The 21575-nt window shown below is 73.1% G+C and carries 25 protein-coding genes; 16 read left to right on the forward strand and 9 right to left on the reverse strand.

Annotation, left to right across the window (positions count from 1 at the left end):
* The 3 genes from AB0H87_RS17110 to AB0H87_RS17120 form a co-directional block, all read right to left on the reverse strand.
* The coding region (locus AB0H87_RS17110; RefSeq protein WP_360145701.1) for a VWA domain-containing protein at window positions 1–1000 on the reverse strand (1000 nt) is incomplete at its 3' end.
* Window positions 997–1923, reverse strand: a complete 927-nt coding sequence (locus AB0H87_RS17115) for a DUF58 domain-containing protein (protein WP_360145770.1) — start codon at window positions 1921–1923, stop codon at window positions 997–999. The genes AB0H87_RS17110 and AB0H87_RS17115, both read right to left, overlap by 4 nt.
* A 62-nt stretch (window positions 1924–1985) precedes the next feature.
* Window positions 1986–3077, reverse strand: a complete 1092-nt coding sequence (locus AB0H87_RS17120; protein WP_360145773.1) for a MoxR family ATPase — start codon at window positions 3075–3077, stop codon at window positions 1986–1988.
* Window positions 3078–3384: 307 nt separating this feature from the next.
* Between AB0H87_RS17120 and AB0H87_RS17125 the strand changes: the two genes are divergently transcribed.
* From AB0H87_RS17125 to AB0H87_RS17145, 5 genes are all read left to right on the forward strand, one after another.
* A complete protein-coding gene (locus tag AB0H87_RS17125; protein ID WP_360145704.1) occupies window positions 3385–3582 on the forward strand; it encodes an acetone carboxylase in 198 nt (65 codons plus the stop codon).
* Between the two features lie 18 nt (window positions 3583–3600).
* Window positions 3601–4113, forward strand: a complete 513-nt coding sequence (locus tag AB0H87_RS17130) for a PH domain-containing protein (protein ID WP_360145707.1) — start codon at window positions 3601–3603, stop codon at window positions 4111–4113.
* Window positions 4114–4126: 13 nt separating this feature from the next.
* Complete coding sequence (locus AB0H87_RS17135; protein ID WP_360145710.1) at window positions 4127–5506, forward strand: PH domain-containing protein; 1380 nt, start codon at window positions 4127–4129, stop codon at window positions 5504–5506.
* Between the two features lie 118 nt (window positions 5507–5624).
* Entirely contained in the window at window positions 5625–6041 is a 417-nt protein-coding gene (locus tag AB0H87_RS17140) for a hotdog domain-containing protein (RefSeq protein ID WP_360145713.1), read from the forward strand.
* The gene (locus AB0H87_RS17145; protein WP_360145716.1) at window positions 6038–6925 is read left to right on the forward strand and encodes an MBL fold metallo-hydrolase; all 888 of its coding nucleotides are present in this window, start codon (window positions 6038–6040) and stop codon (window positions 6923–6925) included. The genes AB0H87_RS17140 and AB0H87_RS17145 overlap by 4 nt, the downstream gene beginning before the upstream one ends.
* Window positions 6926–6966: 41 nt before the next feature.
* On the opposite strand, the gene AB0H87_RS17150 is transcribed toward AB0H87_RS17145, so the two are convergent.
* Window positions 6967–8037: a lytic polysaccharide monooxygenase gene (locus AB0H87_RS17150; protein ID WP_360145776.1), complete on the reverse strand. Its 1071-nt coding sequence runs from the start codon at window positions 8035–8037 to the stop codon at window positions 6967–6969.
* A 239-nt stretch (window positions 8038–8276) separates the two neighbouring features.
* On the opposite strand from AB0H87_RS17150, the gene AB0H87_RS17155 reads away from it, so the two are divergent.
* The 4 genes from AB0H87_RS17155 (at window position 8277) to AB0H87_RS17170 (ending at window position 11225) form a co-directional block, all read left to right on the forward strand.
* Complete coding sequence (locus tag AB0H87_RS17155) at window positions 8277–9203, forward strand: carbohydrate kinase (RefSeq protein ID WP_360145719.1); 927 nt, start codon at window positions 8277–8279, stop codon at window positions 9201–9203.
* On the forward strand, window positions 9200–9562 hold the full coding sequence (locus tag AB0H87_RS17160) for a hypothetical protein (RefSeq protein WP_360145722.1): 363 nt from the start codon (window positions 9200–9202) through the stop codon (window positions 9560–9562). The genes AB0H87_RS17155 and AB0H87_RS17160 overlap by 4 nt, the downstream gene beginning before the upstream one ends.
* Before the next feature lie 66 nt (window positions 9563–9628).
* On the forward strand, window positions 9629–10123 hold the full coding sequence (locus tag AB0H87_RS17165; protein ID WP_360145725.1) for an RNA polymerase sigma factor: 495 nt from the start codon (window positions 9629–9631) through the stop codon (window positions 10121–10123).
* Entirely contained in the window at window positions 10116–11225 is a 1110-nt protein-coding gene (locus AB0H87_RS17170) for a hypothetical protein (protein WP_360145728.1), read from the forward strand. The genes AB0H87_RS17165 and AB0H87_RS17170 overlap by 8 nt, the downstream gene beginning before the upstream one ends.
* On the opposite strand, the gene AB0H87_RS17175 is transcribed toward AB0H87_RS17170, so the two are convergent.
* Entirely contained in the window at window positions 11222–12196 is a 975-nt protein-coding gene (locus tag AB0H87_RS17175; protein ID WP_360145731.1) for an aldo/keto reductase, read from the reverse strand. The two genes, AB0H87_RS17170 and AB0H87_RS17175, sit on opposite strands and share 4 nt — an antisense overlap.
* Window positions 12197–12349: 153 nt before the next feature.
* On the opposite strand from AB0H87_RS17175, the gene AB0H87_RS17180 reads away from it, so the two are divergent.
* The 3 genes from AB0H87_RS17180 to AB0H87_RS17190 are packed head-to-tail and all read left to right on the forward strand — an operon-like array spanning window position 12350 to window position 13970.
* The gene (locus AB0H87_RS17180; protein ID WP_360145734.1) at window positions 12350–12778 is read left to right on the forward strand and encodes a hypothetical protein; all 429 of its coding nucleotides are present in this window, start codon (window positions 12350–12352) and stop codon (window positions 12776–12778) included.
* Window positions 12772–13002 (forward strand): helix-turn-helix transcriptional regulator, encoded by a 231-nt coding sequence (locus tag AB0H87_RS17185; protein ID WP_360145737.1) that lies wholly within the window; start codon window positions 12772–12774, stop codon window positions 13000–13002. The genes AB0H87_RS17180 and AB0H87_RS17185 overlap by 7 nt, the downstream gene beginning before the upstream one ends.
* The gene (locus AB0H87_RS17190; RefSeq protein ID WP_360145740.1) at window positions 12999–13970 is read left to right on the forward strand and encodes an NAD(P)-dependent alcohol dehydrogenase; all 972 of its coding nucleotides are present in this window, start codon (window positions 12999–13001) and stop codon (window positions 13968–13970) included. The genes AB0H87_RS17185 and AB0H87_RS17190 overlap by 4 nt, the downstream gene beginning before the upstream one ends.
* A 25-nt stretch (window positions 13971–13995) precedes the next feature.
* Here the strand turns inward: AB0H87_RS17190 and AB0H87_RS17195 are convergent, their stop codons facing one another.
* Window positions 13996–14877: a class I SAM-dependent methyltransferase gene (locus AB0H87_RS17195; protein ID WP_360145743.1), complete on the reverse strand. Its 882-nt coding sequence runs from the start codon at window positions 14875–14877 to the stop codon at window positions 13996–13998.
* Window positions 14878–15029: 152 nt separating this feature from the next.
* Between AB0H87_RS17195 and AB0H87_RS17200 the strand changes: the two genes are divergently transcribed.
* Entirely contained in the window at window positions 15030–15647 is a 618-nt protein-coding gene (locus AB0H87_RS17200; RefSeq protein WP_360145746.1) for a hypothetical protein, read from the forward strand.
* Here the strand turns inward: AB0H87_RS17200 and AB0H87_RS17205 are convergent.
* Window positions 15640–16422, reverse strand: a complete 783-nt coding sequence (locus tag AB0H87_RS17205; RefSeq protein ID WP_360145749.1) for a hypothetical protein — start codon at window positions 16420–16422, stop codon at window positions 15640–15642. The two genes, AB0H87_RS17200 and AB0H87_RS17205, sit on opposite strands and share 8 nt — an antisense overlap.
* A 173-nt stretch (window positions 16423–16595) precedes the next feature.
* Here AB0H87_RS17205 and AB0H87_RS17210 point away from each other — a divergent pair, with 173 nt between their 5' ends.
* The gene (locus AB0H87_RS17210; protein ID WP_360145752.1) at window positions 16596–17402 is read left to right on the forward strand and encodes a DUF3097 domain-containing protein; all 807 of its coding nucleotides are present in this window, start codon (window positions 16596–16598) and stop codon (window positions 17400–17402) included.
* Here the strand turns inward: AB0H87_RS17210 and AB0H87_RS17215 are convergent.
* A complete protein-coding gene (locus tag AB0H87_RS17215) occupies window positions 17399–18742 on the reverse strand; it encodes a serine hydrolase domain-containing protein (RefSeq protein ID WP_360145755.1) in 1344 nt (447 codons plus the stop codon). The genes AB0H87_RS17210 and AB0H87_RS17215 overlap by 4 nt on opposite strands.
* 125 nt (window positions 18743–18867) lie before the next feature.
* On the opposite strand from AB0H87_RS17215, the gene AB0H87_RS17220 reads away from it, so the two are divergent.
* Together AB0H87_RS17220 and AB0H87_RS17225 are read left to right on the forward strand one after the other, a co-directional pair.
* Complete coding sequence (locus AB0H87_RS17220; protein ID WP_360145758.1) at window positions 18868–19341, forward strand: NfeD family protein; 474 nt, start codon at window positions 18868–18870, stop codon at window positions 19339–19341.
* 2 nt (window positions 19342–19343) lie between these two features.
* Window positions 19344–20462, forward strand: coding sequence for an SPFH domain-containing protein (locus AB0H87_RS17225; RefSeq protein WP_360145761.1), 1119 nt, complete (start codon window positions 19344–19346; stop codon window positions 20460–20462).
* 404 nt (window positions 20463–20866) lie between these two features.
* Here the strand turns inward: AB0H87_RS17225 and AB0H87_RS17230 are convergent.
* On the reverse strand, window positions 20867–21575 hold a 709-nt coding region (locus AB0H87_RS17230), incomplete at its 5' end, for a hypothetical protein (protein ID WP_360145764.1).

Genomic DNA, 21575 nt, shown 5'->3' on the forward strand with positions numbered 1-21575 from the left:
CCACGATCACTTTCGCCATCCCACACACCTTCCTCTCACCCGCGACGTCGGAGCCGCCGGCGCGGTCCGGACACGGGCTTGACTTTGGAGCCACCAGACCGAACAGCAACGCGAACCCCGCATACCAGTGCGTCACCTCGCGCGGCTCGACGCGGTGGCCGATCGAGCTGCCCATGTCCTCGTACACACGCTTCAGTTCCGACGCGGACGCCGCCTCGTAGAAGAAGCCACTAGTAGTCTCCGCCAGCTGCGCCAGCGACAACCGGTCCACCGGCACCCGTTGCAGTTGCCCGCCGATGTCGACCGTGCCGTTGTCCGTGCCGAACGCGATCGTCGACACCGGCACGTTGGCCGCCTGCGCCGCCGAGGCCGCCTCTTCCATCGGTCGACCGGCCGTGCGGAAGCCGTCCGACAGCAGCACGATCCGGGCCGGCGGCAGGCCGTCGGCGCCGTCCGCCGGGACCGAGCGGATCGCGTCCAGGGACGTGAAGACCGCCTCGCCCGTCGCCGTCGCCTCGGCCAGCGTCAGGCCGTCGATGGCCGACGTGACCGCCGACCGGTCCTTCGTCGGCGGCACGAGCACGTTGGCCGACTTCGCGAACGAGACCAGACCCAGGTTGTACGTGGGCGGCAGCTCCTGCACGAACTGCTTCGCCGCCACCTGCGCCGCCTCCAACCGGGTCGGCGCCACGTCGCTCGCCTCCATCGACAGGGACACGTCGATGGCCAGCATGATCGTGGCCCGTTCCAGCGGCAGCTCACGGTCGATCGACGGCCGGGCCATCGCGAGTGCCAGGCCGAGCAGGCTCAGCAGCAGCGCGCCCGCCGAGACGTGCTTGCGCCAGCCCATCCCGCGCGGGGCCAGCGACTTGAGCAGCTCGACGTTGGTGAACCGGATCGCGTAGTCGCGCCGGCGCAGCTGCCGCCAGACGTAGGCCGCGGCGACCAGCAGCACCGGCACCAGGGCCAGCAGCCACCACGGTTGCAGGAAACGGATCATCGTGTCGTACCCCGGGTGCGTGCGTGTCGCTGTGCGGCGACGAACCTGACGATGTCGAGGAGCCAGTCGGAGTCGGTGCGCAGCCGCAGGTGCTGTGCCCCGGCGGCGCGCAGCGCGTAGGCGATCGCGGAGCGCTGTGCGGCGGCCCCCGCGGCGTACCGCGCGCGCAGTTTCGCGTCACCGGTGTAGACCTCGTGCAGCGCGCCCGTCTCCGGGTCGGCGAGGACGAGCACGCCGACGTCGGGCAGTTCCAGCTCGCGGGGATCGACGACCTCGATCGCGAGCACGTCGTGCCGGACGGCCAGCTTGCGCAGGGGCCGCGCCCAGTCGTCCGGCGAAGCAAGGAAATCGGAGATCACCACGGCCTGGCCCCGGCGGCGCGGTGGGCGGTTGAGCATGTCGACGAGGGCACCCAGGTCGGTTCTGCCCGGTTTGATGGGTGTACGCGCGACCGCGCGCAACAAACCCTGCGCCTCCTTGCGCCCGGGCCGGGCGGGCAGCCGCACGGTGTGACCACCGCCGGTGCCGACGACGGCGCCGATCCGGTTGCCGCCCCGCACCGTGAGGTGGGCGACCGCCGCGGCCGCCGCCACCGCCAGGTCGCTCTTGAGCATCTGCGCGGTGCCGAACGACAGGCTCGCCGACAGGTCGACCGCCAGCCAGGTCTCCAGCTCGCGGTCGGCCACCGTCTGGCGGGTGTGCGGCACCGTGGTGCGGGCCGTGACCGGCCAGTCCATCCGGCGCACGTCGTCACCGGGCCGGTACTCCCGGGACTCGCCGGGCTCGGTGCCCGGGCCCGGCAGCAGGCCGATGTAGTCGCCCTGGAGCAGCCCGTCGAGCTTGCGGGTGATCAACAGCTGGAGCCGGGAGAGCACCTGCTCGGCCCGCGCGGTCGCCACCCCACCGCCGAGCGCGGCGTGCAGCCCGCCCGTGTCCGAGATCCGGTCGGCGCTGGATCCGGTGCGCGGCGGGTCGGCGGGCGTGGTCACGGCAGGCGGCCCGGCCAGGCGCCGGCGGTCTGCTGCGGGGGTTGCTGGCCCGGCGCGGGTGCCGGCGCGGCGTTCTGCCGGGGCGCCACCGACGGCAGCGGCACGGCGCTCATCAGCCGCGCCACGATGTGGTCGGCCGGCACGTCGTCGGCGAGCGCGTCGTAGCTGAGCACCAGCCGGTGGCGCAGGATGTCCGGCGCGATGTCCTGCACGTCCTGCGGCAGCACGTAGTCCCGACCGCGGAGCAGGGCGAGCGCCCGGGCGGCGCGGACGATGCCGAGCGAGGCGCGCGGGCTGGCGCCGTACTGGATGAGCTGCGCGACGTCGGCCACCCCCGACTCGGCCGGGTTGCGGGTGGCCAGCACCAGCCGGACCGTGTAGTCGACCAGCGCGTTGTGCACGAACACGCCGTCGGCCTTGGCCTGGAGCATGACCAGGTCGGCCGGGCTGAACACGACGGCCGGCTCCGGCGGCTTGACGCCCATCCGGTAGACGATCTCGCGCTCCTCGGCGTCGGTCGGGTAGCCGACCAGGATCTTCATCAGGAACCGGTCGCGCTGTGCCTCGGGCAGCGGGTAGACGCCCTCCTGCTCGATCGGGTTCTGGGTGGCCATGACCAGGAACGGGTTGGGCACCCGGTGCGTCTCGCCGCCGATCGACACCTGCTGCTCGGACATCACCTCGAGCAGCGCCGACTGGACCTTGGCCGGCGCCCGGTTGATCTCGTCGGCGAGCAGGAAGTTGACGAACACGGGGCCGAGCTCGACGTCGAACTTCTCGCTCGACTGGCGGTAGATCCGCGTGCCGACCAGGTCGGCGGGCACCAGGTCCGGGGTGAACTGCACCCGGGCGAACGTGCCGCCGACGACCGTCGCGAGTGTCTCGACGGCGAGCGTCTTGGCCACGCCCGGCACGCCCTCGAGCAGGCAGTGGCCGCGGGCCAGCAGCGCGACGAACATCCGCTCGACCATCCGGTCCTGGCCGACGATGACCCGCTTGACCTCGAAGAGCGCGCGCTCGAGGAGGGTGGCGTCCTGGGCGGGGGTCGTGACCGCGGGCGGGTCGCCGGGCTGCCCACCGGTCGGCATGACCGGACCGGCGCCGTTGCCGTTGTCGGCGGCGTCGGGTTGCGGGGAGTCGGGTGCGGTCGGCTGGGCCACGGGTCCTCCACAGTCGCGTGTACGTGTCGGCTCAGTCTGGCGGTGGAACCTGGGAACGCGATGACAGCCTCGCACGCCCGCCACCGCGGCGTGTGGGCAGAACCGGATTCGGCTGGTGGCGACGCTCCGGAAGACACGGGTAGACAAAGAGGGGAACGTCACGTGTACGATTCCTCCACGCCGGGCGGCTTCCCCCGTGGTCGCCCGGCGCTCATCTCTTCGTAGACTCGATCCGATGGATGCCGAGCTGGAGCCTGTCTGCTCCGCCAAGGGTTGCCGGCGCGAGGCCGTCTACGAGATCCGGTGGAACAACCCGAAGATCCATCCGCCCGAGCGGCGCAAGGTCTGGTTGGCCTGCGCGGACCACCGGGAGAGCCTGGCGGACTTCCTCGACCGGCGCGGCTTCCTGCGCGAGGTGGCGCCCTTCCGGTGATCCCCTACCCTCATAGGGGTGGATATCGCCGCTGCCGGGCCGAACAGCCCCCTGGAGCCTTGGCCCGACACCGTCGACTGGCAGCCCGTCTCGCGTGACCTGATCTGGGTCGAGCTGATCCGGTGGGGCATGGCCGCGGTCGCCCTGCTGCTGCCGTTGCTCATCCTCTGGGCCGTGTTCGGCGTCTGGCCGCTCGGGCTCGCCTTCGGCGTCGTGCTGGCGCTGATGCTCTGGCGCGTCTGGACGATCTTCCGGGCGGTCCGCGCCTGGGGGTACGCCGAGCGCGACCACGACCTGCTGGTCCGCCACGGGCTGCTGGTCCGCCGGCTGTCGATCGTGCCGTACGCCCGGATGCAGTTCGTCGACGTCAGCGCGGGCCCGCTGGAGCGCGCGTTCAACCTGGCCACCGTGCAGCTGCACACCGCCGCCGCGGCCAGCGACGCCCGGGTGCCGGGCCTGCGTCCCGCCGAGGCGTCCCGGTTGCGTGATCGGCTGACCGCGCTCGGCGAAGACCGCGCCGAGGGGCTGTAGGGCCGTGGTGGTCATGGGAGAGGAGCCCCGCCGCCGGCTCCATCCGCTGAGCCCGCTGCTGCACGGGGCCAAGGCCCTCGTCGTGATCGTGGTCGCGCTGTCCTGGCAGACGCTGCGCGAGGTCGGGCTCGGCTTCTTCGCGCTGATGGTCCTCGTGGTCGTCGTCGGCGCCGTGATCATGTCGGTGGTGAGCTGGTACAACACCGGCTACCACGTGGTCGGGCACGAGCTGCGGGTGTACGAGGGCCTGCTCTGGCGCCGCACCCGCGCGATCCCGCTGGAGCGGCTGCAGTCCGTCGAGGTCGTCCGCCCGCTGCTGGCGCAGCTCACCGGGCTCGCGGAGCTGCGGCTCGAGGTGGTCGGTGGCGGCAAGACCGAGGCGCCGCTGGCCTACCTGTCGGTGGCCGACGCGGCCGCCCTGCGCGACCGGCTGCTGGCCATCGCGGGCCGGGTCCCCGCCGTGCCCCAGGAGGCGGGGGTGGCAGCGGCCGCGCCGCCGCGCGTACCCGGTGACGGACCGTTGCTCCTCGCCGTGCGCAACCGGGACCTGGTGATCAGCCAGCTGCTCACGCCGCAGGCCCTGGCGCTGCCGATCGGTGTGGCGTTCGTCGTGCTCCAGTTCGCGTTCGACCCCTCGTGGTCGTTCATCGGCGTGGCGAGCACGCTGACCGCGATCGCCGGCGTGCTGCTCCAGCCCGTGCGGCGGGTCCTCAGCGACTGGAACTTCCGGCTCTCCCACGCCGACCGGGCCATGCGCCTGCGGTTCGGGCTCGTGGAGACCCGGTCACAGACCGTGCCGGTCGACCGGGTGCAGGGGGTGACCGCGACCTGGCCGCTGCTCTGGCGCGGGCACGGCTGGCTGCGGCTGACCCTCGACGTCGCCGGCATGGCCGGCCAGGACAACGGCAACAACGAGACGGATCGACTGCTGCCGGTGGGTACGCCCGACGAGGCGGAGCGGGTGGCCGGCACCGTGCTGCCCGGCGTGGTCCTGGGCGCGCTGGCGTTCTCGCCGCCGCCGCCGCGTACCCGGTGGTTCCATCCGCTGGCCCGCCCGAAGCTCGGCGTGGCGCTCACCGACCGCGTCGTGGCGACCCGCGAGGGGCTGGTGACCCGGACAGTGTTGTTGGTCCCGTATGCCCGGATCCAGAGCGTCCGCGTGGTCCAGGGCCCCTTGCAACGACTGCTCGGTGTGGCCAGCGTCCACGCGGACACGGCCCGCGGGCGCTCGGCGACGCTGCGGGACCGGGACCTGGCCGAGGCCTGGCGGCTCGCCGACGACCTGGCCAGGCTGGGCCGGGAGGCCCGGCAGGCGCTCCCCGACCGGGGCCGGCTGGTCGTGCCCGCACCGGCGAGCGGCCCGGACGCCGCGCCCCTGCAGCCCAGCGCGTGAGCAGTGCTCCCAGCTCCGGTCGGCGCAGAACCCGGGCGGACAAGTGGGACATCCACCGTTGTCCACAGCCGGGCGGGGCTCGTAGCCTGAGCGTGGTCGAGCGCCTACGCTGTGGGGCATGGAGCAGCAAGCGGACGCGCCCTTCGCGCCGGGCCTGAGTGCGCGGGTGGAGCTGACCGTCACCGACTCCGACACCGCGCAGGCGGTCGGGTCCGGCGATGTGCCGGTCCTAGGCACGCCGCGGGTGCTGGCGTTGGTCGAGGCCGCGACCGTCGCCGCGACGGCGACCCGCATGCCCGCCGGCATGACCACGGTCGGCACCCGGGTCGAGCTCGACCACAAGCTACCCACGGCCATCGGCCGCACGGTCTTCGCGGTGGCCAAGCTGGCCAAAGTAGACGGTCGCAAGCTCCTCTTCGAGGTCACCGTCTCCGACGGCCCGGGTGGCGATGCCGCCGTGGTGGCCGAGGGCCGGGTCGAGCGGATGCTGCTCGACCGGCACAAGTTCGTCGAGCGGGCCGTCGGCGGGTCATGACCTCTACCGCACCGGCGTTCATCGAGATCGCCGACCGGGTCTTCGTGCTGCGCTACCCGGTCCTCGACGTCAACGTGACGCTGGTCGTCGGTGACGAGGCGGCCGTGCTGGTCGACACGTTGTCGACGCCGGCACAGGCGGCCGAGCTGGCCGCGGCGGCGCGCCGGGTGACCGGTGCGCCCTGGGCGATCGTCAACACGCACCACCACTTCGACCACGCGTTCGGCAACGCGACCCTGGCCCGGCAGGGGCCGCCGCCGAACGAGCCGTTCCCGAGGTTCGCCGACCCCGACGCGCCCCCGGAGCTGGAGACGCGGATCTGGGCACACGAGGAGGCGGCGCGGCTGCTCGGCCACGAGGAGACCGCCCGGCGCGCGGCCTGGGAGTCGATCCGCGAGAGCCACCCCGAGCTGGCGGCCGACGTGGCCCGGGCCGAGTTGCTGCCGCCCAACGAGATCGTCCGCGTCGACGCCGCGCTCGACCTCGGCGGGCGGGTGGTCGCGCTGGCCCACTTCGGCCGCGGCCACACGGCCGGCGATCTCGTGGTGCACGTGCCGGACGCCGACGTCGTGATCGCCGGCGACCTGGTCGAGGAGTCCGGGCCGCCGGACTTCGCGGACGCGTACCCGCTGGAATGGCCGGGCACGGTGGCCGCGCTGCTGCGGCTCACCTCGCCCGAGACGGTGGTGGTCCCGGGCCACGGTGCGCCGGTCGGGCAGGGTTTCGTGACCGGCCAGCACGAGGAGCTGACCGAGCTCGAGTGGCTGATCCGCAACGGCCACGCCGAGCGCGCCCGGGTCGACGACCTGGCCAGGCGGGCTCCGTTCGGCGCGGCCGCGCACGTCGCGATCAAGCGGGCCTACGCGGTGCTCGACGGTTCGTGAGTGGGCGACCCCGGCATCGCTGCCGGGGCCGCCCGTCGGATTCACGAGCCGACGCAGCTCACCGTCGGCAGCGTGTTGGTGCCCGTGGAGCTGGCGAGGAAGCCGAAGGTCGTCGTGCCCTCCGGCGCCACCGTGCCGTTGTAGCTGACATTTCGCACGGTCACGTTCGTCCCCGAGACCGTCGACGTGGCGTTCCAGACCTGCGACAGCGTCTGGCCCGACGGCCAGGCCCAGGAGGCGGTCCAGCCCCCGTACGCCCGGGTGCTGTGGTTCATGATCGTGACTTCGCCCTGGAAGCCGCCGGTCCACGAGTTGACGACCCGGTAGACGGCCATGCAGCTGCCACCCGGTGCCGGGTCGGTCGGTCCGGTGGTGGGTCCGGTCGTCGGTCCGGTGGTGGGGCCGGTGGTCGGGCCCGTGGTGGGTCCGGTCGTCGGGCCACCGCCGTTCGGGCCGACCCCGGTCACCTGGCCGTTGCCGCCGTCAAAGGTGACGTCGGAGCAGGCGAAGAAGTTCTCCGAGCTGTCCGAGCGCACCCAGCGCGAGTAGATGATGTGCCGACCGCTCTTGCCGGACGGCAGGTTGCCGCTGAAGTAGTAGTGCCCCTCGTTGGTGCCCACCCCGCCGCTCTGCGGCGGGTTGGTCACCGTGAGGAACGGCGACGACTCCAGATCGTTCCAGGCCAACGGCCGGGTCGGGCTCCAGCTGTCCCGGGTCACGTAGAAGTAGAACGTGCCCGGGTGGTGTGCCCAGTTGCTGTACTTGAAGTCGAACCGGGCCCCGGACGTCAGGTGGGTCAACGGCCAGTCGTTGCGGGCCTGGTTGTAGGCGGCGAAGGTGGGGTTGCCGCCGCTGCACAGCTCGCCGTCGTTGATGAAGCCGACGGTGCGGCCCGCGGCGTCCGAGCGCAGCACGCTGAACCAGTTGTAGAGCGGGTTCGTGCCGCCCTGCTGGACCGCGGCGGTGCAGGCGGGGTTGTTGGGCTTGATGTCGCCCTGCGGCGACAGCCCGTCCTTCCAGCACAGGAAGGTACGGCTGCCCGGCGCCATCGGTGTGCCGTGGCCCTGCGCGGGCAACTGGCTGACCACCGACACGATTCCGGCGGCGAGCATGGCGGCGGCGCCGAGCACCGCCGCCCTGCGGATGAGTCTCACGGGTTGGCTCCTCGGGGAGTCGGCGCGATGACGCGCCGGAGTTCGGGGAGCGCGGGCACACGGGCAAGCCGCGGCGCGCGCGTGACCCACCTGTGTCCCGTCGTGGTGGGCGGCGCCATCCGCGTGTATAGCCCGGCATGGATATCGGACCACGACGGGGTGCGCGGGGGCAAGTCTCGCGCTGACAAGATGCACCCATGGGCTATGCGGTGGTGTTGGGTGAGGCGTTGATAGACCTGCTCGACGGCGAGTGCGCCGGCGAGCGGGTGTTCCGGCAGGCCATCGGCGGCGGGCCGTTCAACGTCTCCGTCGGGGTCGCCCGGCTCGGCGGCGCGGTGTCGTTCGCGGGGTCGGTGGGCGACGACGCGCTGGGCACCCGGATCGTCGACTACCTGACCGACGTGGGGGTCGACGACCGGGCGGTGGTACGCGTCCCGGTGCCGACCACGCTGGCGGTGGCCACCTTCACCGGCGCCGACCCGGAGTTCCACTTCTACGGCTCGCCGTTCTCCTACTCGCTGCTCACCGAGGTGCCGCGCGACCTGGTAGCCGGCTCCGCGGTGGTCTACTGCGGCTCGATCGTGCTGCTGCACCAGGAGTTCCTGGCCGCCGCCCGGTCGGCCTGGGCCGGCGCCGGCGGGCTGCGGGTCTTCGACCCCAACGTGCGCCCGTCGCTGCTGCCGACGCCCGCGGACGTCGACGGGCTCCGGTCCGTGGTCGAGGAGTTCTGCGCGACCGCCGACCTGGTCAAGCTCAGCCACGCCGACGCCGCCGTGCTCTATCCCGGGCTCTCGCTCTCGTCGGTGGCGGGCGACCTGCTCTCGTCCGGCGCCCGCGCGGTCGTGGTCACCCGCGGCCCGGCCGGTGCGCTGGTCGCGTTCGGGGACGAGCGGGTCGAGCTGCCGGCCCCGATGGTCGAGGCGATCGACGCGACCGGGGCGGGCGACTCGGTGATGGCGGCGCTGATCGCGGGCCTGCTGGCCGACGGCGCGCCGACCACCGTGGAGGGTTGGTCCCGGCACGTGTCGTACGCGCTGATGGTCGCCGGGTTGGTCTGTGAGCGCCCCGGCGGCGCGGTCGCCATGCCGACCCGCGACGAGGTGGCGGCGAGGTACGCGGCATGAGGGTCGGGTTCACCCGGGGGTACGCGCCGGCGGTGGCGCCCGCCGAGGCCGAGGGTTTCCTCCTCGCCGGCGAGGTCTGGCTGGCGTGGCGGGACGGCACGCTGGACGCGACCCGCTTCGGCGGCGGCGCGGCGCTGCGCGACGCCGTGTTCCGCGACCTGGCCCACGCCAACGGCGACGCGGTGCCGCTCGACGCGACCTGGGGCCCGATGGGTCCCGACCTGGTCGACGACCTCGACGTGGTCGACGAGCTGGCCGCCCTGCTGGTGGCGACGTTCCGCGGCGACGAGGTGGCGGAGCGGGAGCTGGCCGAGCGCTACGCGAGCGACCACCGCATCCGCCCTCCGCGCGCACTGTAGATTCGCGCGCCACCTCCGGGCGCCGTCGATGGTCTAACGGGTGACGACGGCTGATGGAGGTGGCGGGTGGACGGCGAAGCCAACCTGCGTGCGATCTACCTCGCGTCGGCGGGCCGCCTCGTGGCCGTGCTCTACGCGCTCACGGGCGACTACGCCGAGGCCGAGGACGCGGTGCACGAGGCGTTCGCGCGGGCGCTGAGCCGGCCGGGCCGGCTGCGCGGGGTCGAGAGTCCGGAGGCGTGGCTGCGCACGGTCGCGATGAACGTGGCCCGCACCCGCTTCCGGCGGCGGCTGCTGCTCGACCGCATCGTCCACTCCGGACGGTTGCGGCCGCAGAGCGTACCGCCGATCTCGCCGGACCGCGTGGCCCTGGCCGACGCCCTGCAGCAGCTGCCCCGGCCGGTCCGGGAGTGCCTGGTGCTGCGTTACGTCGCGGACCTCACGGTCGCCGAGGTGGCGCAGGCCCAGCAGTGCACCGTCGACGCGGTCAAGTCCCGACTGCTGCGCGGCCGGCGGGCGCTGGCCGCGCGCCTCGACGACAAGGAGGAGAGCCGTGCCTGACCTCGACTTCGCCGGGCTCGCGGAAGAGGCCCGGCTGGCATTCCGACCGCGGTTCGACGAGGTGGTGCGGCGGTCCCGCCGCCGGCGCTGGTGGCTGGCCGGCCTCGCGACCTGCGCGGTGGCGCTGGCCGGCGGTGGCGTCGCCGCCGGCCTCGCGGGTGGCACGGCGAGCGCGCCCGAGGAGACCTTGACCCGCCGGCACGCGTTGACCGCCGTGTCGGTTGGCGACGTCGGGCATCTTTACCAGCTGGTGCAGACCTGCGAGGCGGGTCGGTGCCGCGAGCGTTTCGCGGTGTCCGGTGACCGCGGCGCGCGGTGGACGCTGCGCGAGCCGCCGGGGCGGGCCGACCCGCGTACACGGGAGATCCTCGTGGCCGTGAACATGACCGTCGTCGTCGTGGGCCGCGAGGGCGGCTCGACCACGCACTGGGTCACCACGGACGCGGGGCGGACCTGGCGGGCCGGCGCCGTCGAGAACCGCCCGCTGACCGACCGCGACCGGATCGCGTACGTGGACGGCTCGCGCGTCGTGACCGTCTCCATGGGCCTGGGCCGGATGGGCGCCACCCCGACGCCGGTTCCGCTGCACCGCGCCCGGCCGTTCTACCAGCAGGGCGGCACGTGGGGTCTGTTCGGCTACGCGGAGGAGGGTCCCGTCGAGGGGCGGGAGCTGTCGATCGCCTGGGGCGCCGCCGGCAGCCGCGACTGGGAGGTCCAGCCCCTGCCGGCCGACGCCGGGCTCCTCGACCTCGCCAGCCCGGACGGCGTCGACGTCTATGCCCTCTACGGCGCCCGTGACGGCGCGCTCCAGATGTGGGTGAGCCGCGACGGCGGTCGGGAGTGGGCCCGGGGCGCGCTGGTGCCCGGCGGTTACGCGGCCGGCACCCTGCTCGCGACCCGGGACGGCACGCTGTGGCTGTCGAACCCGGACGGCGTGCTGCGCAGCGACGACCGCGGGCAGACCTTCACCGCGGCCGGCTTCGGGTCCGGCGTGGTCACCTTCGACGCGGCCGTGGACCTTTACACGGCGTCGACGTCCGGCCCGTTCCCGCGGGTCTGGGTGTCGGTGGACGGCCGGAGCTGGGCCGAGGCCCCCCGCTAGAGCGGTCCCTCCGGCGTGCTGCCCAGCGCCGGTGTCATGCCCGCGGTGAGCTTGTCGATCTCGACCAGGTCGTCGGCGCTCAGCCCGAGCTCGGCGGCCTGCGCGGCGGCCTCGATGTTGCGGGCGTGCCGGGCGCCGACGATCGCGACCTGCACGCCCTCCTGGGCCAGCACCCAGGCGACGGCGAGCTGGGCGACGGTCATGCCGCGGCTGGCCGCGAAGGTGGCCAGGCTGTCGACGATCTCCAGGTTGCGCAGGAACGTGTCGCCCGTGAACGCGCTCGACCGGGCGCGCCAGTCGTCGGGGTCGAACCGGGTCGACGCGTTCAGCGCGCCGGTGAGCAGGCCGCTGCCGAGCGGGCTGTAGGCGAGGACGCCGATGTCGAGGCGGCGCGCGTACGGCAGGATCTCGTCCTGGATCTCCCGCTGGAACAGGTGCAGCGGCGACTGCAGCGTCTCCACGGGCCGCACGGCCTCGAACGCTTCCAGCTGCGCGACGTCGTAGTTGGAGACGCCGACGTGCCGGATCTTGCCCGCCTCGACCAGTTCCTGCAGCGCGGTCGCGGTCTGCTCGGCCGGCGTCTGCGGGTCGGGCCAGTGCACCTGGTAGAGGTCGATGTAGTCGACGTCGAGCGCACGCAGGCTCGACTCGACGCCGGCCCGCAGGTAGGCCGGGCGGGCGTCGCGGGTGCGCTCGCCGTTCGGGTCGATGCCGCCCTTGGTGGCCAGCACGACCGAGTCCCGGTCGCGGTCGAGCTCCGCCCGGAGGGCGCGGCCGAGCACCTCCTCCGAGGTGCCGTAGCCGTACCCCTGTGCGGTGTCGAAGAGGTTGATGCCCAGCTCGTACGCCCGCCTGATCGTCGCGACGACCGCCGAGTCGTCGAAGCTGCCCCAGTCGCCGCCGAGCTGCCAGGTGCCGAAGGCGATCCGGGAGACCGTGAGGCCGGACCGGCCGAGTTCCGTCATCCGCATTGCCCCAGCCCACACCTGTTTCGCCGGGCTGGTGGTCCTTCCGCGCGACTGAGAAGCATCTCACGGGCGCGATGTAAAAGATTCTCGACATGAGGTCAAAGATTTGCTACCTTCGTGGTGTCAAAGATTCCTTACATGCGTAGGAGCGCTTCGATGACTCTCGAGGAGAGACGGGCCTGGATCCGGCTGGTGGTGGCCGTCCTCGGCTACGCGGTCTACCTGGTCGTGGTGCTCGGCCGTGTCGACGGCGGGCCGCTGGTCTCGGTGTCCTACGCCGGGCCTCTGCTGTGGACGGTCGGCGGCGCGATCGCGCTGGCGGTGCTGGCGGAGATCGGCTTCGCGGTGGCCAACCCGCGGGCGTCGCAGCTCAAGGACGACCGCGACCGCGAGATCGGCCACCTCGGCGACCAGGCGGGCCACCCCTTCGTGGTGATCGGCGCGCTCGCGGCGATGCTGATGGCGCTCGCCGACTGGGCGCCGTTCTGGATCGCCAACGTGATCTACCTGTGCTTCGTCCTCTCCGCGATCGTCGGCGGCGTGGCCAAGGTCGTCGTCTACCGCGGCAGCGTGCCCGAGTGGTGAAGCCGACCCGCGTGACCAACCGCATCCGGGCCCTGCGGTTCGCCCACGACGAGATGACCCAGGCCGACCTCGCCGACCGGATCGGCGTGACCAGGCAGACCCTCATCGCCATCGAGCAGGGTCGCTACTCGCCATCGCTTGAGATGGCGTTCCGGATCGCCCGCGTGTTCAAGGTCCCCCTCGACGACGTCTTCGACTACCCCGACTCGGAGGATCCACAGTGAAGGCTCTCGCGCAATCCGTGTACGGCTCCGCCGATGTGCTCGCGCTCCGCGAGGTGCCCCGTCCGGTCGCCGGCCCCGACTCGGTGCTGGTCGAGGTCCGTGCGGCGGGCGTCGACCCCGGCGTGTGGATCAACATGACCGGGCAGCCTTATGCCGCCCGGGCCGCGTTCGGTTTGCGGCGGCCGCGGGTGGCGGTCCGTGGCCGGGCGCTAGCGGGTGTGGTCGCCTCGTGCGGCGCGTCGGTCACGGGGTTCAAACCCGGCGACGAGGTGTACGGCACGACCGGCGGCGGCAGCTTCGCGGAGTTCGCGGTCGCGTCGCCGCGGCGGCTGGCCCACAAGCCGGCGGCCCTGTCCTTCGCGCAGGCGGCGGCGGTGCCGATCTCCGCGGTCACGGCTCTGTTGGCGGTCCGCTCCCCGGCGGTGCGTCCCGGGGCACGCGTGATGGTGATCGGGGCCGCGGGCGGGATCGGGGCTTATGCGGTCCAACTCGCGGCGGCGGCCGGCGCCTCGGTGACCGGCGTGTGCGGGCGGGGCAAGTCCGCGCTGGTGCGGTCGCTGGGGGCGGTCGACGTCATCGACTACACGGCGGCGGAGGTCGACCGCGACGGGGCGGTCTACAACGTCGTCATCGACACGGCCGGGTGCCGGTCGCTGTCGCTGCTGCGGCGGGCGTTGACCCCGCGGGGGACGCTGATCCTGGCCGGCGGCGGGCACGACGCGGGGGGTCTGCTGGGTGGCTACACGCGCCAGTTGCGGGCGCCGTTCGTCTCGATGTTCAGCAGCCAGCGGGTTACGGGGCTGGCGGCGGGGGAGCGGGCAGAGTACCTGGACGCCCTGACGCCGATGCTCGACGACGGCACGCTGAAACCGGTCATCGACCGCGTCTATCCGCTGGCCGAGGGCGCTTCCGCGATCCGCTACCTCGCCGAGGGGCACGCCGCGGGCAAGGTCGTCGTAACGATCTAGCCAGCCCGCGCGGCGTGGGTCGCCCCTACGTCAGTTCGAAGTGCCAGATGATCAGGGATGGCGTGCCGTCGAAGGCGGCCCGGTGGGCGGCCGGCACGATCGGGAGCAGCGACCACGGCCAGTCGTCCCACGGGCCGACGTCGGTCGCCGGCTCCGCGTCGGTCTCCTCGACCCGCATCTTCGGCTCCAGACACTGCCGCACCGCGAAGCCGAGCGGCAGGGCCGCGCCGAGGTAGTCGCCGGCCCGGTGGCGGTGGCCCGCCAGGAAGGCCCGCCCGCCGTCCGCGAGCCGCACCCCGGGCACCGAACCCAGCTCGATCAGCTCGTGGTGCACGTCCGAGAGGATCAGGTGGCCGCCGGGCCGCAGCACCCGGGCGAACTCGCCGAAGACGGGCCCGAGGTCGGCCACGTGGGTCAACGCCAGCGTGCAGAGCACGAGGTCGACGGAGTCGTCGTCGACCGGCAGCGCGGTCAGGTCGCCGGGCCGGAACTCCGCGCCCGGCGCGCGTGTGCGGGCCCGGGCCAGCATGTCGGGCGAGCTGTCGACGCCGATCACCCGGTGGCCGAGCGCGGCGAGCCGCTCGCTGTGCCGGCCGGTGCCGCAGGCGGCGTCCAGCGCCACCCCGGCGGGGAGCGGGGCGAGGATCTTGTCGAGGATCGGCTCCTCGGTGGGGAAGAGGCCGTTGCCGGGCTCGTCGTATGTCCGCGACCAGATCCCGTAGCCCGTCACCGTGTCGGCGCGGCTCGCGGCCAGCGGCGCGGTGTCGAGGGCCGGGTCGTCCAGCATCCGCCGGATCTCGGCGATCCGGGCGGCGGTGAACTCGGCGTCATACTCACCGGCGTACGCCCGCAGCAGCGCGATGCCCTCCAGGCCCAGCAGGTAGGCCAGGGGCCGCTGGTAGATCATGCTCCGACGCTAACGGCGGGGTTCGGATGAGCACCATCGATTTACTGTCGTACGCGCGTGATGGACTTCCATCCAGCGGGAACCAGGTGACCGGCGGCTCGGGTCAAAAGGGGGTGATGGTGAGGGGCGCACGATGGCTTGCGGTTGGTGGTGTGCTGCTGACGATGGTCGCGGCCGCCTGCGCCGATCCGGGCGGGGGACCGGAGCCGACGCCGGCAGCCGACGGGTCCGCCGAGCCGGCGGGCACGCGGTCGGCTCCCGGCGAGGAGCCGCTCGATCTCCATCGGCCCGGCGACATGGGCTTCTACACGGCGTTCAAGATGGACGACGCCCACTCGGCGGCACGCTTCCGCGACCTGGACGAGGGAACGCGTGCGTCGACCGTGGTGGCGGTCGCCCGGGTGGTCGACGTGGTGGCGATCAGCGGGCAGCAGGGCGAGGTCGGCGTCGTACTCCGCCCGACGGACGTCGTGGCCGGCGCCCTGCCGCCGGCGGGCGGCGACCGGCTGACCGTCGTGTTCGTCGTCGCCGCGAGCGACGACGAGCAGATCGCCATGCTCAGGCGCCGACTCCCGGCGCAGCCGGGCCTGTGGTTCCTGCGCGTGGACAACGAAACGCTCCGCCCGGTCTCCCCGCAGGGGCTGTTCGTACAAGGAAGCCAAGGGGTGGAGACGCCACTGACGAGCGAAGGAGATGGTGACATGGCCGCCGAGGGCCGCGACTACCGGCGCCTCAGTGCCCTGGTGCGGCAGGTGCGCGGCGTCAGATGAGCGGGGCGTTGCAGGCCGCGACCAGTGCGCCGCGGCACGCGGCGGCCAGTGGGCGCAGGGCCGCGTCGCGGGCCTGGGCCTCGAAGCCGTTGACCGCGCCGCCCGGTGCGACCTCGTCGGCCAGTGCCAGCACGCGGTCGAGCACGTTCGCGCGCGCGAACAGCCGGCGCGCCCGCGGGTCGAACCCCGGCGGCAGCTCGTTGGCGCTGTCCGGCTTGCGGATCGCGGCCAGCGCCCCGGCCAGCTCCGGGCGCCACTGCGCGATGTCGAGCCGGGCCAGCGTGTTGGTCGCCTCCGCGAGCAGCAGGTTCAGCTCGCCCTCCGCCTCGGCGACGCTCACCGGCGCCGGAGACGGTGCGCCCGACGGCAGCGCGTAGCACCGCCACAGCACCGTTTCGAACGTCATGCCCGAGCCCGACGTGTGCGTGCGCACCTCGGGAATCAGCCCCAGGTCGCCGGCGATCACGGCCTCGCCCGCGATCAGCGCCGCGCCGGTGAACTCGCCGGGGCCCGGCAGCCCGCGGGGGTCGCCAGGTGCCGGCAGCACCAGCCGGATCTGGTCGGGGGTCAGCTTCGAGAACGCCGTGAGGCCCTCGCGGAGCGAGACGTCGGTCCAGGTGCCGGGGGCATCGGCGACGAGATGCTCCTCGTCGTGGGCTACCTCGTCGGCCACCTCGTCGTAGGGCACCAGGCCGGCGCGCCACGAGCGCACCCAGGCCACGAGCCGGCTCGACCGGCGCGTCGCGAGGGTGGTGGCACCCGCTGCGGTGGACATGCAGGAAAGGGTACGTGCTGTGCGCGCCGCTGTCTCGATCGCGCGACCTCTGGCACCCGCGAGGAACACCACACCGGCCCCGGCATCCCCGGTCCGGCGGCGCACTGGACAGACTGGTCGATCCGGCGCGTCGGGCGGGAGCGGTGACGGGCGGGCGACTACCGTCCGGACACATGTATGGGGAGGACGTACTCGCGGGGGACTGGCGCCGCCGCAAGGTGACGCCCGAGGTCGACGCCGAGCCCGATCTCGTGGTCGAGGACGCCGACTCCGGCTTCTGCGGTGCCGTGGTCGGGTTCGAGATGGGCGCCGTGGTGCTGGAGGACCGGTTCGGCAAGCGGCGCAACTTCCCGCTGCTGCCGGCCGCGTTCCTGCTCGACGGCCAGCCGGTGACGCTCCGGAAACCGGCTGGCAAGGAGGCGCCCAGCCAACGCAAACGCACCGCCAGCGGCTCCGTCGCCGTGGCCGGCGTGACCGCCCGGGTCGCCCGGGCCAGCCGCATCTGGGTCGAGGGCATCCACGACGCCGCGCTGGTCGAGCGGATCTGGGGCGACGACCTGCGCATCGAGGGCGTCGTGGTCGAGCCCCTCGACGGCATCGACGCGCTGGAACAGGAGATCGCCGCGTTCGGCCCGGGCCCGGACGCCCGGCTCGGCGTCCTCGTCGACCACCTCGTCCCGGGCTCCAAGGAGAGCCGGATCGTCTCGCGGGTCACCTCGAAGCACGTGCTCGTGACCGGCCACCCGTACGTCGACATCTGGCAGGCCGTCAAGCCCGCCGCCGTCGGCATCCGGGAATGGCCGGTGGTGCCGCCGGGACGCCCGTGGAAGGAGGGGATCTGCGCCGCCCTGGGCGTGGCCGAGCCCGCCGACATGTGGCGCCGCATCCTCGGCACGGTCCGGTCCTACAAGGACGTCGAGACCCCGCTGATCAACTCGATGGAACGCCTGATCGACTTCGTCACCGTGGAAGCGCCCTAGGGACCGAGCCGGTCCGGGTGCCGCGTGAAGATGAAGGTGGCGATCTCCAGCGCCGCCGGCACGCCGTTCTCGTCGCGGCGCACGGTCAGCACCTCGCCGTCGTTGGGGCCGCCGCGCCCGCGCCAGCGGTCGGTGCCCTCGGCCGCGAACCGGGTCGGCCGCGGCGCGCCCGTGCGCAGCTGCGCCAGCACCAGCTCGTCGCTCGCGTCGTCCCACGCCAGGTCGTACTCGATGCCCATCCACCACCAACGGCCCGTCAGCGGCGCCAGCGGTGGCGGCGGTGCGCCGGCCGGGCGCCACGGCGTCGGCAGTTCCGGCTCGCGCTCGAGCACGTCGGTCAGCACGGCCCGGCCGAGCGCGCCGATCGAACCTTCACGAAAGCTGTACGCGTTGGCGAACCCGACCACGCCCGTGCGCGACCGACGGTGCACGGCGAGACAGGCCACGTACCCGGGCATCGAACCGCCGTGGCCGACGTAGACGCGCTCGCCGACCCGGTAGAGCTCCAGCCCCAGCCCGTGCCCCGACGTCCACGCCTCCAGGTCGCTGATCACCACCGGCGCGCACATCTCGGTCATCGTGTCGGGCGCGAGCACCTCCGGCCGCGGCGCCGCCAGGAACGCCGCCCAGCGCGCCATGTCGACCACAGTGGACCAGAGCTGGCCGGCGGGCGCCATCGCCCCGGTGTCGGTCCGCGGTTCCTCGCGCAACGTCGCCGACCACGGGTGTACGACGTACCCGCGCGCGAACGGCTCCACCGGGTGGTAGGTCGTGGCCCGCATGCCCAGCGGGTCGAACAGCCGCTTCGTCAGCAGCGTCGTCCAGTCCTCGCCGGTCACCCGCCGCAGGACGGCGCCGAGCAGCCCGTACGCCAGATTGGAGTAGTGGTAGGTCCGATGCGGCGGGAAGGCGACCTTGTCCGGGGTGAGGCCCGCGAGCAGCGCGTCGATGTCGTCGCCCTCGTGCCGCTCCCACCACTTGCCCTCCGGCTCGCGCTGCAGGCCCGCCGCGTGCCCGAGCAGCTGCCGCAGCGTGACCCCGCCGACCGGCGTGCCGGGCAGGTGCCGGTAGAGCAGGTCGTCGAGCGCCAGCCGGCCCTCGTCGCGGAGCTGGAGCACCAGCGTCGCGGTCATCGTCTTGGAGATCGACCCGATCCGGTAGCGGGTCTCCGGGCCTGGCCGGGGGTCGCCCGCCGCCGCCGGGCCGCCGGCCGTCGCGACGTGCACGAGCGCACCGTCGCGGACGACGCCGAGCGAGATCGCCGGGACCCGGCCGGCCACCTGGGCGCGGGCGACGGTGGCGTCCACCGAGCGGGCGGTCTCCGGCAGCAACGACGTCATCTCGGCTGGACTCCTCGGTTCGGGCGGCGGTTTCCGGAGGGTCAACGTCTCCTATCGACCCGACGTTACCGTCGTGGGACCGTTGCGCTGTCGCAAAGGGTGCGCGGCCGTGTCACGATCGATGTGTGGATGTCGTTCTCTGGGTCGTTCTAGGAGTCGTGCTCGCGGTTGCCGAGATGTTCACCGCGACGCTCTTCCTCCTGATGATCTCGGTGGGCGCGCTCGCGGCGGGTGCCGCTGCGGCACTGGGCGCACCCGCGATCGTCCAGGCGATCGTTTTCGCCGCAGTTTCGGGCCTGACCGTTTTCGCCGTACGCCCGGTCATCCAGAGACACCGGCTTTCGGCCCTGGAGACCAACTCGGCGTTGATCGGGCTGGAGGCCATGGAGGGCTCGAGCGCCCTCGTCCTCGAACAGGTCGACGCCGACCAGGGTGTCGTCAAGATCGACGGCGAGACCTGGCGGGCCCGGGCGTACGACGCGCACCAGGTGTTCGCGCCGGGCGAACGGGTCCGGGTGATCGAGGTGAAGGGCGCGACCGCCATGGTCTGGCGGGATGACGCCGTCGACGGGGACAACACCGGAGAAAAGGTGAACTAGGGATGGAAATTGCCATTGCCGTCGTGGTGGCGGCGATCGTACTCGTCGCGGTGATCACGATCGTGCGTTCGGTGCGGATCGTGCCGCAGCAGCGGATGGACGTCGTGGAGCGGCTCGGCAAGTACCGCCGCACCCTGTCGCCGGGCCTCAACCTCCTGGTGCCGTTCATCGACGCCGTGCGTACGAAGGTCGACATGCGGGAGCAGGTCGTCAGCTTCCCGCCCCAGCCGGTGATCACGTCCGACAACCTCGTCGTCTCGATCGACACCGTGCTCTACTTCCGGGTCGTCGACCCGGTCCGCGCGACCTACGAGATCGCCAACTTCCTGCAGGCGATCGAGCAGCTGACGGTGACCACGCTGCGAAACGTGATCGGCTCGCTCGACCTGGAGAAGGCGCTGACGAGTCGCGAGGAGATCAACCGGCACCTGTCCGGTGTGCTCGACGAGACCACCGGCCGGTGGGGGATCAAGGTGACCCGGGTCGAGATCAAGGCGATCGAGCCGCCGCCGAGCATCCGCGACTCCATGGAGAAGCAGATGCGCGCCGAGCGGGACCGGCGGGCCGCGATCCTCAACGCCGAGGGCCACAAGCAGGCGCAGATCCTGACGGCCGAGGGCGAGAAGCAGGCCGCGGTGCTCCGCGCCGACGGTGACCGGCAGTCCCGGATCCTCCAGGCCGAGGGCCAGGCGAAGGCCATCCGCACGGTGTTCGACGCGATCCACACCGCCAACCCGAGCCAGAAGGTGCTGGCGTACCAGTACCTGCAGGCGCTGCCGCAGATCGCCAACGGCTCGGCCAACAAGGTCTGGATCGTGCCGACCGAGCTGACCAAGGCCCTCGAGGGCATGGGCGGTGCGCTGGGCGGGCTGGCCAACATGGTCGGTGACCAGCCGACGCAGGGCGTCGACTCCACCGCCGTCGAGCGCGAGGCCGACGCCGCGGCGAAGGCCGCCGCGGAGGCGGCGGCGGAGGTCAATCACGAGGTACGCGCGGCGGAGGAGCAGGTTTCCTCCTCCAGCGGCCCCGGCCTGCCGCCGCAGACGCCCGGCATCACGGCCGGCGAGTCCGTGCCGCCGTCCGCTGTGCTCGGTGAGGAGCGTCCGCCCGAGCGCGCGTAGCTGTTCAGCTCCTGGAAGGGCCCCTATCCGTGGGATAGGGGCCCTTTCGGCTGTTCGGTGAAAGTTGCTCACGGTTTCGGCGATCCAACGCGAGGGACCCTCGCGAGCTGACACGATTCGCGTAGGTAACGCACGGTCACCCTATGGTCACGGGCGCCACCAGCGTTCCGCCGCCCGGGTGATCGTGGTCCGTTCCGCCGAGAATCGAGGTGACGGCGATGGGTCACGTGGCGAAGCACTCCGCCGGCGCGGGGTCCAACCGGGACCGTTCCGCGCCGCCGAGCAAGCCGGCCGCGGAGGAGACACCGGCGGAGCCGGTCGCGGTCAAGCCCGGCGAGCCCGGCGACCGGCGGGGCGACCGCCCCGGCCCGGTGGTGGTCGAGCCACTGAACGGGACCCGGTCGTCAGCCGCGGACCGCACGGTGCTCCGCCCGACGGTGCCCGGCCGCGCGACCCGACGCTGGTGGCAGTTCGGCCTGGGCGGCGGGGGAGGAGACCGCCCTGCGCACGCAGCGGGCGCGAAACGCGACGAGGGGCGCGGCCCGTCGTCGGGCGTGTCGCCCGCGCGCGAGCGAGGGCGGTCGACGTCGCCTGAGCGCTCCGAATCGGACCGCGCCTCGTCGTCCGGCCGCCATTCGCACCTGGACGACCGCGGCCAGCGCCGGGACGAGCGCGACTGGCGCCGGGACGATCGCGCCGATCGAGACCACCGCTGGGACCAGCGCGTCGATCGTGACGCGCGCCGGGACGACCGCGAGGGCCGCGATTGGCGCCGGGACGATCGCGCCGATCGAGACCACCGCGGGGACCAGCGCGTCGATCGTGACGCGCGCCGCGACGGCCGCGACTGGCGCCGGGACGATCGTGATTCGCGCGGGGAGCCGCGCGCCAGCCACGACTCGCGCTTGGACGACCAGCGCCGGGGCGGCCGCGCCGACCGTGACCAGCGCCGGGACCAGCACACCGACCACGACCCGCGCCTGGACGACCGTGCCGACCGCGATTGGCGTCGCGACGACCACGCCCACCGTGAGCCGCCGTTCCGCTGGCGTCCGGCCGGCTCGGACGGGTCCTTCGCCACCAGTTGGAAGATGCGTCAGGCCGCGTGCTAAC

Source organism: Asanoa sp. NPDC050611 (assembly GCF_040654855.1).
Classification (GTDB): Bacteria; Actinomycetota; Actinomycetes; order Mycobacteriales; family Micromonosporaceae; genus Asanoa.

What these genes read in the sequence shown, in the direction of transcription:
- AB0H87_RS17205 (WP_360145749.1), bottom strand. Translation starts at nt 16,422, where the DNA reads ATGTCCACCGCAGCGGGTGCCACCACCCTCGCGACGCGCCGGTCGAGC.
- AB0H87_RS17140 (WP_360145713.1), top strand. Translation starts at nt 5,625, where the DNA reads ATGGAGCAGCAAGCGGACGCGCCCTTCGCGCCGGGCCTGAGTGCGCGG.
- AB0H87_RS17125 (WP_360145704.1), top strand. Translation starts at nt 3,385, where the DNA reads ATGGATGCCGAGCTGGAGCCTGTCTGCTCCGCCAAGGGTTGCCGGCGC.
- AB0H87_RS17175 (WP_360145731.1), bottom strand. Translation starts at nt 12,196, where the DNA reads ATGCGGATGACGGAACTCGGCCGGTCCGGCCTCACGGTCTCCCGGATC.
- AB0H87_RS17120 (WP_360145773.1), bottom strand. Translation starts at nt 3,077, where the DNA reads ATGCCGACCGGTGGGCAGCCCGGCGACCCGCCCGCGGTCACGACCCCC.
- AB0H87_RS17210 (WP_360145752.1), top strand. Translation starts at nt 16,596, where the DNA reads ATGTATGGGGAGGACGTACTCGCGGGGGACTGGCGCCGCCGCAAGGTG.
- AB0H87_RS17215 (WP_360145755.1), bottom strand. Translation starts at nt 18,742, where the DNA reads ATGACGTCGTTGCTGCCGGAGACCGCCCGCTCGGTGGACGCCACCGTC.
- AB0H87_RS17180 (WP_360145734.1), top strand. Translation starts at nt 12,350, where the DNA reads ATGACTCTCGAGGAGAGACGGGCCTGGATCCGGCTGGTGGTGGCCGTC.
- AB0H87_RS17225 (WP_360145761.1), top strand. Translation starts at nt 19,344, where the DNA reads ATGGAAATTGCCATTGCCGTCGTGGTGGCGGCGATCGTACTCGTCGCG.
- AB0H87_RS17150 (WP_360145776.1), bottom strand. Translation starts at nt 8,037, where the DNA reads ATGCTCGCCGCCGGAATCGTGTCGGTGGTCAGCCAGTTGCCCGCGCAG.
- AB0H87_RS17155 (WP_360145719.1), top strand. Translation starts at nt 8,277, where the DNA reads ATGGGCTATGCGGTGGTGTTGGGTGAGGCGTTGATAGACCTGCTCGAC.
- AB0H87_RS17160 (WP_360145722.1), top strand. Translation starts at nt 9,200, where the DNA reads ATGAGGGTCGGGTTCACCCGGGGGTACGCGCCGGCGGTGGCGCCCGCC.
- AB0H87_RS17195 (WP_360145743.1), bottom strand. Translation starts at nt 14,877, where the DNA reads ATGATCTACCAGCGGCCCCTGGCCTACCTGCTGGGCCTGGAGGGCATC.
- AB0H87_RS17135 (WP_360145710.1), top strand. Translation starts at nt 4,127, where the DNA reads ATGGGAGAGGAGCCCCGCCGCCGGCTCCATCCGCTGAGCCCGCTGCTG.
- AB0H87_RS17145 (WP_360145716.1), top strand. Translation starts at nt 6,038, where the DNA reads ATGACCTCTACCGCACCGGCGTTCATCGAGATCGCCGACCGGGTCTTC.